We start from the raw sequence: 12,372 nt of genomic DNA, 5'->3' as shown, positions 1-12,372 counted from the left end.
CCTCGGCCGGGCGCCGATACGCTCGAACGATGAACGAGATCCTCGACTGGATCCTGAGCACCGTGCAGAGCGTCGACGCGGTCACCCGCACCCTGCTCGCCGGGCTCGGCATCATGCTCGAGACCTCGGTGCTCATCGGGCTCGTCGTGCCCGGCGACACCATCGTGCTCGTCGCGTCGACGGCGGTCGACGGCGCCGGCGAGTACTTCGCGCTCGTCATCACGGTCATCATCGGTGCGCTCATCGGCGAGAGCATCGGGTTCGGGCTCGGGCGCTGGTTCGGCCCGCACATCCAGCACTCACGGCTCGGACAGCGGCTCGGCGAAGACAACTGGCAACGGGCGCAGCGCTACCTCGATCGTCGCGGCGGCCCCGCGATCTTCATCTCGCGGTTCCTGCCCGTGCTCCACTCGCTCATCCCGCTCACGGTCGGCATGAGCACGATGCGCTACCGCAAGTTCATCGCGTGGACCATCCCGGCGTGCGTCATCTGGGCGTTCGCCTACGTCACCGTCGGATCACTCGCGGCTGGCAGCTACCGCGAGGTGAGTCGCGAGTTGCACTGGGCCGGCTACGTGTTCGTCGGCGTGATCGTGGTGTTCCTCCTCGCCGTCTGGGGTGCGAAGAAGCTCATCGTGCGCTCCGAGGCGAAGCACATGGCGGCATCGGCGAGCTCGCACACGCTCGACGACCGCGAGGGGCCGGATGCCGCGGCATCCGACCCCTCGAATCTCGACGCGAACCGCTAGAACAGCGCCTTCTCGGCGAGCCAGTCGCTGGCGATCTGATCGGCCGACTGCTGCTCGTCGACGCTCAGCGCATTGAGTGCCACGAGGTCTTCGGCGGTCAGCGCAGCGCTCACCGTGTTGATGATCTCGGCGATCTCGTCGGTGACCTTCTCGCTCACGACGGGTACGACGTTCGACGCCAGGAACAGCCCCTCGGGGTCTTCGAGCGTCACGAGCTCGTTCGAGGCGATCGCCGGGTTCGCACTGTAGATGTTCACGAGCTGCACCTGCCCGTCTTCGAGCGCCTTGAGGGTGAGCGGGCCGCCGCTGTCCTCGATCGGCGTGAACGCGACCTCGACTCCGTAGACCTCCTTCAGCCCCTCGGGTCCGTAGGGACGCGTCGCGAGCTCGGAGTTGCCGCCGAGCGTCATCGGCGTCGTCACGTTCGCGAGGTCGGCGAGGCTCGTGACGCCGTTCGCCTCGGAGAACTCCTTGGTCACGTTGTACGAGTCCTGGTCGGTCGCGGGCGACTGGTCGAGGACGCGGAGGCCCTCGGGCAGGGAGGCCTCGAGTTCGGCGTACACGTCGTCACTGGTCGTCGCCGTCGTGTCGGGCACGTAGAACTGGAGCAGGTTGCCCGTGTACTCGGGGAAGACGTCGATTGAGCCGTCTTCGATCTCGGGGATGTACACCTCGCGCTGGCCGATGCGGAATTCCCGCTCGACGTCGACTCCGTTCTCCTCGAGCGCCTGGGCGTAGATCTCGGCGATGATCTCGTTGGAGTAGTATTCCTGCGAGCCGATGACGATGGTTTCCGAAGCACCATCGCCGTCACCCGATCCGCTGTCGAGCGGATCACCGGATGCGCACCCTGCCAGGGCCACTGTCGCCCCGACCGCGACCGCTGCGAGTGCAGCGAGCCGGCCTCTTCCTGCTGTGATCATTGTTGATTCCCTTCATTGATGGGTTGCCCCAGGATCGCCCGTGGCCGAGCCGGCCGCGAGCGAAGCTCTCTCGTGCGGTTCGCCCGCACGCCTGCCGGCACCGCGAGGCGCTGGGCGAGCGCGAACGCTCCGTCGACCACGAGCGCCAGGATGATGACGAGGATCGAGGCGCCGAGCATCTCGCCGTAGTCACGGGTTCGAAGGCCCTCGAAGATCGGGCGTCCGAGCCCGAAGTCGGCGATGTACGCCGCGAGGATCGCCGTGGCGATGATCTGGAGCGACGCCGACCGGATGCCGCCGACGACGATCGGAAGGCTCAGCGGGAGCTCCACCTTGCCGACCACCTGCGGCTCGTTCATGCCCACGGCGCGGGCGGCGTCGATCGTGCGTCGATCGACGGACTCGAATCCCGCATAGGCGCCGGCGAGCAGCGGCGGGATCGCGAGGATGACGAGCGCGATCACCGGGGCCGGCAGCCCGATGCCGAGCCAGAGACCGAAGAGGGTGAGCGCGCCGAGGGTGGGCAGTGCACGCAGGCCGCCGGAGGTCATGACGGCGAACTGCTTTCCGCGCCCGGTGTGGCCGATGAGCATGCCGATGGGCAACGCGATGGCCGAGGCGATCACGAGCACCAGTGCCGCGACCCAGAGGTGCTCCCAGATGCGCAGGGGGATGCTGCCCGGGCCCGTCCAGTTGGCCGGGTCGACGATCCACGCGATGGCGTCGAGGAGGAGGTTCACGCAGCCCTCGCCTGCTTCGCGGGCGTGCCCGCCCCGGCACGGCCGATTGCGATGGCCGACCGCGTCCACGGCATGAGCAGCCGCCCGCCGAGCACCGCCAGCGCATCGAGCACGAGTGCGAGCGCGATCGTCGCGACGACGCCGGTGATGACCTCGGCCTGGATTCCTCGCTGGAATCCGTCGGTGAAGAGGCTTCCGAGGCTCTGCACACCGATCACCGCGCCGATCGTGGCGAGGCTGACCGTGCTCACGATGACGACGCGAAGGCCCGAGAGGAGCACCGGTCCGGCGAGCGGGAGCTCGACGCCCCAGAACCGGCCGACCTCCGAGTAGCCGATCGCGGTGGCCGACTGACGGATGTCGCGTTCAACCGAGTCGAACGCATCGGCCGAGGTGCGCACGATGACGGCGATGCCGTAGAGCGTGAGCGCGACCACGAGATTCAGGGGTGACCGCACACCCTGCCCGGTGACGACCGGGAGCGCGATGAGCAGCGCCACCGAGGGGATGGCGTAGAGGAGGCCGCAGAGCGACAGCAGGACTCCCCGCGACCACCGATACCGGTGGGCGAGCCATCCGATCGGAACCGACACCACGAAGCTCAGTATGATCGCGGGCACCGACAATGCCAGGTGCACGACGATGAGCTCGCCGACGAGGTCGAGATTCGACCACAGCCAGGTCACGACGACAGCACCCCGGCCGGACGCCCGTCGGCATCGACGACGACCTGCCGACCGCCGACGTCGGTGAGGTGCAGCGCGCGCTTGCCGCGATCGGCGCCGACGAAGTCCGCCACGAAGGCGTCGGCCGGCGCCGCGAGGATCTCGGCCGGGGAGGCCGCCTGCGAGATCTGTCCGCCCTGCTGCATGATGACCACCTGGTCGCCGAGCAGGAACGCCTCGTCGATGTCGTGAGTGACGAACACCACGGTCTTGCCGAGTTCGCCCTGCAGCCGCAACAGCTCCTGCTGGAGCTCCGCGCGCACGATGGGGTCGACGGCGCCGAAGGGCTCGTCCATCAGCAGGATGTTCGGATCGACGGCGAGGCCGCGGGCGACGCCCACCCGCTGCTGTTGCCCGCCCGAGAGCTGACTCGGATACCGGTCGGCGAGCGATCGATCGAGTCCCACGGTGTCGAGCAGCTCGAGCGCGTGCGCGTACGCCGCTCGCTTGCTCACGCCCCGGAGCAGCGGCACGGTCGCCACGTTGTCGATGACCTTGCGATGCGGCAGGAGACCCGAGTTCTGCATCACGTAGCCGATGCCGCGCCGGAGGTTCACGGGATCGAGCGTCGCGACATCCGTGCCGTCGATCAGCACCTGGCCGGCCGTCGGATCGACCATGCGATTGATCATACGCAGCAGGGTCGTCTTGCCGGAGCCCGATGACCCGACGAGCACCGTCGTCTGGTGCGGCGGGATGACGATATCGACGCCTTCGACGGCGAGCGTGCCATCAGGAAACTGCTTCGTGACACCGCGGAACTCGATCATGCTGCCTCAATCCCCGCTGACGCGCGGTCACTCGACGGTGGAGTCCAAGCCAAACATCATTCGCGCGTCGAGGCAACGCGCGGCTCGGCGCGGCGCGTCAGGCTGCGGCACTCGAGGCGATCGCCTCGCCGAGGTGCTCCGAGAGGTAGGCGTGCACGAGCCGCTTCGCCTCCGCGAGGTACCGCTCGTCTCCCGCCTCGTGGCGTTCGAACGCTCGGCTGATGAGCGCGTCGCCCAATTCGATCGCGACCCCGAGGCGGAATCGCAACTCCGCCTGCTCGACGTCGGGCCCGAACTCGGCTTCGATGAGGCTCGCCAGGCGGTGTGCGAACTCGGGCTCGATGTCGCCGTCGGCGGTCTCGCGACGCGCGGCGTGCACGACGCTGAACCCCGGCTCGTCACGGTAGAGGGCGGCGCATGCCTCGAGGGACACATCGATGATCTCCCACCACGAGGCGAGTTCGGTGCGTTCGAGGTCGTCGGCGACCCGCTCGCGGAAGCGGCGCACCGAGCGCTCACGGAGCGCGTGCAGCACGGCGACGCGGTCGGGGAAATAGCGGTAGACCGTGCCGATGGAGGCACCGGCGCGCTCGGCGACCATCTGGGTGGTCAGTCGCTCGAAGCCGGACTCGTCGACGATCTCGGCTGCTGCGTCGAGCAGGGCATCAAGTCGCTGGGTGCTTCGCCGCTGGGTGGGCTCAGTACGTACAGAGCGTCTCCGGCTTGGATCGGCCCCAAGGATCAGGTCGACATTCGGCACGGAACCTCCTCAGTTGCGGCCTCCACTCTACCCGGCGGAATGCCGTGATCCCGACCATGCGCCGGGCGCGTTTCGTGGCGGGACGAGCACGCATGACAGACTGAGTGGATGTCGGCGAGCTCCCCCACTCCGGCCGGATCCCGAGAGCACGAGGTCCGGCATCGTGCCGCACGCCTCGAAGACTGGCTCCACGAGATCCGTGAACGCTGGGCGAGGCGGCGGGGGCACGTTCCCACCGTCGTGCCATATACGGGCTACGGCTCCACCGAATGGGTCCGGGTGTTCTGCCGCGTGCTGCTCAGCAAGCCGGTCGCCGCCAACGAGCAGTCGAAGCGCCGACGTCGGCGCGGCGAGCAGGGCATCAGGGGCTGGCGCAGCTTCACGAGCGTGCCCGTCGGCGACGTCTCCGTCGTCATCGAGGTCGGCGGCGAACGCATCGAGGTGCTCGCCGATCGCGGCGGCGTCGTCGACACCAAGGTCCCCGTCGCCCTCTCCCCCGGCTGGCATCGTGCGACCCTGAGCACGGCCGGCTCCGTGAGCGTCGAGGCACCGATCTGGATCGTCGGCCCCGACGTCCAGTTCGGCATCATCTCCGACGTCGACGACACCGTCATGGTCACCGCGCTGCCGCGACCGTTCGTGGCGTTCTGGAACACGTTCGTGCTCGACGAGCACGCTCGCATCCCGACGCCGGGCATGGCGGTGCTCTTCGAACGTCTCGTGCGCTCGCACCCCGGCGCGCCCGTGATCTACCTGTCGACCGGCGCATGGAACGTCGCACCGACGCTCACCCGGTTCCTCTCGCGCAACCTCTACCCGGCCGGGCCGCTGCTGCTCACCGACTGGGGTCCGACACACGATCGCTGGTTCCGGAGCGGTCGCGACCACAAGGCGGAGAACCTCCGCCGCCTCGCGGAGGAGTTCCCGCAGGTGCGCTGGCTCCTCATCGGAGATGACGGCCAGCACGACGAGGAGCTCTACGCGCGCTTCTCCGCCGACCACCCGGGCAGCGTCGCGGCCGTGGCGATCCGTCGCCTCTCCACCGGCGAGGCGGTGCTCGCCGGCGGACGCACGAAGGCGGAAGAGCACGACACCGACGTCCCGTGGGTCTCGGCGAGCGACGGATCGGCGATCGCCGACCGCCTCGCCGACGTCGGCGTGCTCTAGTCCGACGACGCCATCGCGGGCGACGTGACCCGCGATCGTCGCAGCCGCGCAAGCTCCCGATTCACCTGGCGAGCCCAGAGCGGTCCGCGGTAGATGAACGCCGAGTAGCCCTGCACGAGCGTGGCGCCGGCGTCGAGCCTGCGCTGCACGTCGGCGCCGGTCTCGACACCGCCCACCGAGACGACGCAGAACTCGGCGGGCACGTTCGCACGCACGAGGCGGAGCACCTCGAGCGACCGCGCGGCGAGCGGAGCCCCCGAGAGTCCGCCGGCTCCGATGGCCTCGATCGCGGATGCCGCTGCAACGAGCCCATCGCGAGAGATGGTGGTGTTCGTGGCGATGATGCCGTCGAGCCGCAGCTGCTGTGCGAGCTCGCAGATGCGCACGATCTCGGCGTCGTCGAGGTCAGGGGCGATCTTCACGAGCAGCGGGGTCGACCCCGCGGCCTCGCGCACCGTCTCGAGGAGCGGTGCCAACGCATCGAGCTCCTGCAGGCCGCGAAGGCCGGGCGTGTTCGGCGAGCTCACGTTGACGACGAGGTAGTCGGCGAAGGGCGCGAGCACTCGGGCGCTGCGCTCGTAGTCTCCGACGGCGTCCTCGACCGGAGTGACCCGGCTCTTGCCGATGTTCACCCCGAGCACCGGGCGATGCGAGCGACGCGACAGCCGCGAGAGGCGGCCGGCAGCGGCATCCGCCCCGCCGTTGTTGAAGCCCATGCGATTTACGAGCGCACGGTCGGCGACGAGCCGGAAGAGCCTCGGCCGCGGGTTTCCGGGCTGCGCGACGGCGGTGATGGTGCCCACCTCGACGTGCCCGAACCCGAGATGTCCGAGGCCGCTCACGGCATGGCCGTCTTTGTCGAACCCGGCGGCGACGCCGAACGGCGACGGGAACCGGAGTCCGAGCGTCTCGACCTCCAGCGAACGGTCGGGTGCGGTGAAGCGCTCGACGAGCCGGCCGAGGCCGAGCGTCGGAAGGAGTCGGATGACCCGGAACGCGAGGTGATGCGCGTCTTCGGGGTCCATGTGCGAGAGGACGAGGGAGAAGAGGAGTCGATACATGCCGCCCTCAGGCTATCGGAGGCGCGCCGGTTCGCCGCGCCCTCAGTCGACCGGTCGAGCCGGCAGGTGGCCGTGCTCGGCGCGAAGCTGGCCGATGGCCGACTCGAAGTCGTCGAGCGACTCGAACGCCTGGTAGACGCTCGCGAACCGGAGGTACGCGACCTCGTCGAGCTCGCGGAGCGGCGGCAGGATCGCGAGGCCGATGTCGTTCGCCTCGATCTGCGAGGCACCGGTCGAACGGATCGTCTCCTCGACCTTCTGGGCGAGCACCGCGAGGTCGGAGTCGGTGACCGGTCGACCCTGGCACGCCTTCTTCACGCCGAGCACGACCTTCTCGCGACTGAACGGCTCGATGACGCCGCTGCGCTTGATGACCGCGAGGCTGGCCGTCTCGGTCGTCGAGAAGCGGCGGCCGCATTCGGGGCACTGCCGGCGCCGCCGGATCGAGAGGCCGTCGTCGCTCGTGCGCGAGTCGATGACACGGGAGTCGGGGTGGCGGCAGAAGGGGCAGTACATGGTGCATCCAGCCTAGCGGCGGCCAGGAGCATGGCGGTTGCGGCCCAGCTCGCCTCGACACCCGTCATCGCTCGAAGCGAGCGGTGACGGCCTCCCCGTGTGCCGGCAGGTCCTCCTCGGCGGAGAGCGCCGCGATCACGGGAGCGACCTCGCGAAGGGCGCCCTCGTCGTAGCGCACGATCTGCTGGGGGCGCAGGAACGTCGCTGCCGAGAGCCCCGCCGCGTACCGAGCCTGTCCGCCGGTCGGGAGCACGTGGTTCGACCCGGCCGCATAGTCGCCGAGGCTCACGGGTGAGAACTCGCCCACGAAGATCGCGCCGGCGTTCTCGATGCGCGCGAGCGTCGCCTCGGGATCCCGCACCTGGATCTCGAGGTGCTCCGGTCCGAATGCGTTCGCGAAGTCGGCGGCCTGTTCGAGGTCGTCGACGAGCACGAGCGCCGACTGCGGGCCTTCGATCGCGGTGAGGACCCGCTCGCTGTGCTTCGTCGCGCGGGCGCGCGCTCCGAGCCGCTCGAGCACGCGCGCGGCGAACGCCGGTGAATCTGTCACGAGCACGGATGCCGCGAGCTCGTCGTGCTCCGCCTGGCTGATGAGGTCGGCGGCCACGAAGTCGGCATCGGCGGAGTCGTCGGCGATGACGAGGATGTCGGTGGGACCCGCCTCGGCGTCGATGCCGGTCACGCCCTGCACGAGCCGCTTCGCCGCGGCGACGTAGACGTTGCCGGGACCGGTCACGCGCTGCACCGGGGCGAGCCCGACGTCTTCGACACCGTAGGCGAAGGCGCCGATCGCGCCGGCTCCGCCCATGGCGTAGACCTCGTCGATGCCGAGCAGCGCGGCGATCGCGGCGATCGTGGGGTGGATGCGGCCGTCGAACCCGGACTGCGCCGGCGAGGCGAGGGCGATCGATCGCACGCCGGCGACCTGTGCCGGGACGACGTTCATGATGACACTCGACGGATAGACGGCCTTGCCGCCGGGAACGTAGAGCCCGACCCGTGCGACCGGCTGCCATCGCTGCTCGACGACCGCGCCGTCGCCGAGCACGGTCGTCTGGGACGAGGGCACTTGTGCCGCACTCGCTGCGCGAACCCGTTCGATGGTCTGCACGGCAGCCGTGCGCACCTCAGGCGAGAGCTCGTCGAGGGCCGCCGCGAGCTCGGAGGCTGGGACGCGCACCGCCGCCGGGCGCACGCCGTCGAACCGCTCGGACTGGTCGAGGAGCGCTGCCGCACCGTGCCGGCGCACCTCGTCGATGATCGTGCGGGCGGCGTCGAGTGCCGCCGAGACATCCGTCGCGGCACGCGGCACGAGGGCGAGCATGCCGGCCGGAGTCGGACGGGTTCCACGGAGGTCGATGGTGCGCAACATTTGGTTCCAGCCTATCGACGCATCACTCGGCCGAGGCGCTCGCGTCACACGAGGCAGTTCGGCCCGAGCAGGCTCTTCAGCTCGCCGTACAGGTCGGCGGTCACCTGCACGGGGTACGGCAGCTCGAACACGCGCGCGGTACGGCCCTTCACGAGCTTCAGTCGCACCTCGGTATCACCCGCGTGCCGGACGAGCACGTCGCCGAGAGCCGAGATGGTGTCGGTCGTCGCGCGTACATCGGGCAGCGAGATGACGACGGGCCCCGAGTCGTCGCCTTGGCCGAGCTCGGGCGTGAAGACGCTGTAGGCGTGCAGGTTCATGCCGTCGTCGCGCATGCTCACGCGGCCACGTACGACGACGATCGAGTCGCTCTTCAGCCCCGGCGCGAACTCCTGGTACGCCTTGCCCATGAACATCACGGTGATCTCGCCCGAGAAGTCCTCGACCTGGATCATTCCATACTGGTTGCCGCTCTGCCGGGCGACACGGTGCTGCACGCTCGTGACGAGGCCCGCGATGGTCACGGTCTCGCCGTCTTGCGTGGAGTCCGAGGCGATCAGCTCCGTGATCGTCGTCGAGGCGTGCTTCGCGAGCGGCACTTCGAGGCCGTCGAGAGGATGCTCGGAGACGTAGAGGCCGAGCATCTCGCGCTCGAAGGCGAGCTTGTCGCGCTTGGCCCACTCGGGCCGGTCGGGCACGAGCGAGACGGGCTCTGCGGCGTGGTCGGCGAGGAGCGAATCGAAGTCGAAGCCGGCCTGCCCGGTGGCCTCGACCCGCTTCTCGGCCACCGAGGACTCGACGGCACTCTCGTGCACCTCGATGAGGGCCCGACGGGTGGCGCCGAGGGAGTCGAACGCGCCGGCCTTGATGAGCGACTCGACGGTGCGCTTGTTGGCGACCTGCAGCGGCGACTTCTTCAGGAAGTCGTGGAAGGACTCGAACCGACCCTTCTCGTCGCGCGCCGAGCGGATGGCATCGACGACGTTGAAGCCGACGTTGCGCACGGCGCCGAGGCCGAACCGGATGTCGTCGCCGACGGCCGCGAAGTAGCCGATCGACTCGTTGACGTCGGGCGGCAGCACCTTGATGCCCATTCGACGGCACTCGTTGAGGTAGAGCGCGAGCTTGTCGCGTGCGTCGCCGACGCTCGTCAGGAGGGCGGCCATGTACTCGGCCGGGAAGCGCGCCTTCAGGTACGCGGTCCAGTAGCTCAGCACGCCGTAGGCGGCCGAGTGCGCCTTGTTGAAGGCGTAGTCGGAGAACGGCAGGAGGATGTCCCAGAGCGTCTTGATCGCGGCATCCGAGAAGCCGTTCGCCTTCATGCCGCCACTGAAGCCGGCGTACTGCTTGTCGAGCTCGGACTTCTTCTTCTTGCCCATCGCGCGGCGGAGGATGTCGGCCTGGCCGAGCGAGAACCCGGCGACCCGTTGCGCGATCGCCATCACCTGCTCCTGGTAGATGATGAGGCCGTAGCTCGTGTCGAGGATCTCGCGCAACGGCTCCTCGAGCTCGGGATGGATGGGCGTGATCGGCTGCAGGCCGTTCTTGCGCAGCGCGTAGTTGATGTGCGAGTTCGCGCCCATCGGCCCCGGGCGGTACAGCGCGATGACGGCCGAGATGTCCTCGAAGTTGTCGGGCTTCATCTGCCGCAGCAGTGATCGCATCGGACCGCCGTCGAGCTGGAAGACGCCGAGCGAGTCGCCGCGGCCGAGCAGCTCGTAGGCAGCGGGGTCGTCGAGTGCCAGGTCTTCGAGCACGGGGCGGAAGCCGCGGTTGGCCTCGATGTTGTCGAGGGCGTCGTCGATGATCGTGAGGTTGCGGAGCCCGAGGAAGTCCATCTTGATGAGGCCGAGGGCTTCGCACGCCGGATAGTCGAACTGCGTGACGATCTGTCCGTCTTGCTCGCGCTTCATGATCGGGATGATGTCGCGGAGCGGATCGCTCGACATGATGACGCCGGCGGCGTGCACGCCCCACTGGCGCTTCAGGTTCTCGAGGCCCAGCGCCGTCTCGAAAACGGTCTTCGCCTCGGGGTCGGTCTCGATGATGGCCCGGATGTCCCCGGCCTCCTTGAAGCGCGGGTGGTCCTTGTCGAGGATTCCCGAGAGCGGGATGTCCTTGCCCATGATCGCCGGCGGCATCGCCTTCGTGAGCTTCTCCCCCATGCCGAACGGGAAGCCCAGCACGCGCGAGGAGTCTTTGAGGGCCTGCTTCGCCTTGATGGTGCCGTAGGTCACGATCTGGGCGACTCGCTCGTCGCCGTACTTGTCGGTGACGTACTTGATGACCTCGCCGCGGCGACGCTCGTCGAAGTCGACGTCGAAGTCGGGCATCGAGACGCGGTCGGGGTTCAGGAACCGCTCGAAGATGAGGCCGTGCTGCAGGGGATCGAGGTCGGTGATGCGCATGGCGTATGCGGCCATCGAGCCCGCGCCCGAGCCGCGGCCGGGACCGACGCGGATGCCGTTGTTCTTCGACCAGTTGATGAAGTCGGCGACGACGAGGAAGTAGCCCGGAAACCCCATCTGCAGGATGACGCCGACCTCGTAGTCGGCCTGCTTGCGCACCTGGTCGGGGATGCCGTTCGGGTAGCGCACGTGCAGGCCCCGCTCGACCTCCTTCACGAACCAGCTCTCTTCGCTCTCGCCCTCGGGCACCGGGAACCGCGGCATGTAGTTGGCGTTCGTGTTGAACTTCACGTCGCAGCGCTCGGCGATGAGCAGTGTGTTGTCGCACGCCTCGGGGTGGTCACGGAAGACGTGGCGCATCTCGGCGGCGGTCTTCAGGTAGAACTCGTCGGCGTCGAACTTGAAGCGGTTCGGGTCGTCGAGCGTCGAGCCTGATTGCACGCAGAGCAGCGCCGCGTGGCTCTTCGCGTCGTGCGCGTGCGTGTAGTGCAGGTCGTTCGTCGCGACGAGCGGCAGGTCGAGCTGCTTCGAGAGGCGCAGGAGGTCGTCCATGATGCGCTTCTCGATGCCGAGGCCGTGGTCCATGATCTCGGCGAAGTAGTTCTCACGGCCGAAGATGTCGCGGTAGTCGGATGCCGCCTGCACGGCTTCGTCGTATTGGCCGAGTCGCAGCCGGGTCTGCACCTCGCCACTCGGGCACCCCGTCGTGGCGATGAGGCCGTTCGAGTACTGCTGCAGGATCTCGCGGTCCATGCGCGGCTTGAAGTAGTAGCCCTCGATCGACGCGAGGCTCGAGAGGCGGAAGAGGTTGTGCATGCCCTCGGTGCTCGCTGAGAGCAGCGTCATGTGCGTGTACGCACCGGAGCCCGACACGTCGTCGCCGCCGCCCGAGCCCCACCGCACGCGGGTCTTGTCGCTGCGGTGCGTGCCCGGGGTGATGTACGCCTCGGTGCCGATGATCGGCTTGATGCCGGCGTCGGTGGCCTGCTTCCAGAAGTCGTATGCACCGAACACGTTGCCGTGGTCGGTGATGGCGACGGCCGGCATCCCCTCGCCCTTCGCAGCCTGGATGAGCTCTCCGACCCGGGCGGCGCCGTCGAGCATCGAGTACTCGCTGTGCACGTGCAGATGGACGAAGGAATCGGTGGCCACTGGGCTCCTCATCGGGATGCTGCGAGGTC

The 12,372-nt window shown here is 68.7% G+C and carries 11 protein-coding genes; 2 read left to right on the top strand and 9 right to left on the bottom strand.

Annotated elements, in window-relative coordinates:
* Window positions 1-29 precede the first annotated feature (29 nt).
* Entirely contained in the window at window positions 30-749 is a 720-nt protein-coding gene (locus QFZ26_RS17355) for a DedA family protein (RefSeq protein WP_307044347.1), read from the top strand.
* Here the strand turns inward: QFZ26_RS17355 and QFZ26_RS17350 are convergent.
* The 5 genes from QFZ26_RS17350 to QFZ26_RS17330 all read right to left on the bottom strand — a co-directional run bounded on the left by QFZ26_RS17350 (window position 746) and on the right by QFZ26_RS17330 (window position 4,667).
* Entirely contained in the window at window positions 746-1,672 is a 927-nt protein-coding gene (locus tag QFZ26_RS17350) for an ABC transporter substrate-binding protein (RefSeq protein ID WP_307044345.1), read from the bottom strand. The two genes, QFZ26_RS17355 and QFZ26_RS17350, sit on opposite strands and share 4 nt — an antisense overlap.
* On the bottom strand, window positions 1,669-2,412 hold the full coding sequence (locus QFZ26_RS17345; RefSeq protein WP_307044343.1) for an ABC transporter permease: 744 nt from the start codon (window positions 2,410-2,412) through the stop codon (window positions 1,669-1,671). Before QFZ26_RS17345 ends, QFZ26_RS17350 begins: the two co-directional genes overlap by 4 nt.
* A complete protein-coding gene (locus QFZ26_RS17340) occupies window positions 2,409-3,098 on the bottom strand; it encodes an ABC transporter permease (RefSeq protein WP_307044341.1) in 690 nt (229 codons plus the stop codon). The genes QFZ26_RS17345 and QFZ26_RS17340 overlap by 4 nt, the downstream gene beginning before the upstream one ends.
* Window positions 3,095-3,907, bottom strand: coding sequence for an ABC transporter ATP-binding protein (locus QFZ26_RS17335; RefSeq protein WP_307044339.1), 813 nt, complete (start codon window positions 3,905-3,907; stop codon window positions 3,095-3,097). Before QFZ26_RS17335 ends, QFZ26_RS17340 begins: the two co-directional genes overlap by 4 nt.
* A gap of 97 nt (window positions 3,908-4,004) precedes the next feature.
* Entirely contained in the window at window positions 4,005-4,667 is a 663-nt protein-coding gene (locus QFZ26_RS17330) for a TetR/AcrR family transcriptional regulator (RefSeq protein ID WP_307044336.1), read from the bottom strand.
* A gap of 108 nt (window positions 4,668-4,775) precedes the next feature.
* Here QFZ26_RS17330 and QFZ26_RS17325 point away from each other — a divergent pair, with 108 nt between their 5' ends.
* Window positions 4,776-5,834 (top strand): App1 family protein, encoded by a 1,059-nt coding sequence (locus tag QFZ26_RS17325; protein WP_307044334.1) that lies wholly within the window; start codon window positions 4,776-4,778, stop codon window positions 5,832-5,834.
* Here QFZ26_RS17325 and QFZ26_RS17320 read toward each other — a convergent pair.
* The 4 genes from QFZ26_RS17320 to dnaE form a co-directional block, all read right to left on the bottom strand.
* Window positions 5,831-6,895, bottom strand: coding sequence for a quinone-dependent dihydroorotate dehydrogenase (locus tag QFZ26_RS17320; RefSeq protein WP_307044331.1), 1,065 nt, complete (start codon window positions 6,893-6,895; stop codon window positions 5,831-5,833). The genes QFZ26_RS17325 and QFZ26_RS17320 overlap by 4 nt on opposite strands.
* 42 nt (window positions 6,896-6,937) lie before the next feature.
* Entirely contained in the window at window positions 6,938-7,411 is a 474-nt protein-coding gene (gene nrdR, locus QFZ26_RS17315) for a transcriptional regulator NrdR (RefSeq protein ID WP_307044327.1), read from the bottom strand.
* 64 nt (window positions 7,412-7,475) lie between these two features.
* Window positions 7,476-8,783, bottom strand: coding sequence for a histidinol dehydrogenase (gene hisD / locus QFZ26_RS17310; RefSeq protein WP_307044325.1), 1,308 nt, complete (start codon window positions 8,781-8,783; stop codon window positions 7,476-7,478).
* A gap of 44 nt (window positions 8,784-8,827) precedes the next feature.
* Complete coding sequence (dnaE, locus tag QFZ26_RS17305; RefSeq protein ID WP_373460736.1) at window positions 8,828-12,355, bottom strand: DNA polymerase III subunit alpha; 3,528 nt, start codon at window positions 12,353-12,355, stop codon at window positions 8,828-8,830.
* Between the last annotated feature and the right edge of the window lie 17 nt (window positions 12,356-12,372).

The organism is Agromyces ramosus (assembly GCF_030817175.1).
GTDB classification, from domain to species: Bacteria; Actinomycetota; Actinomycetes; order Actinomycetales; family Microbacteriaceae; genus Agromyces; species Agromyces ramosus_A.
This window is presented reverse-complemented; position numbering and strand designations above follow the sequence as displayed.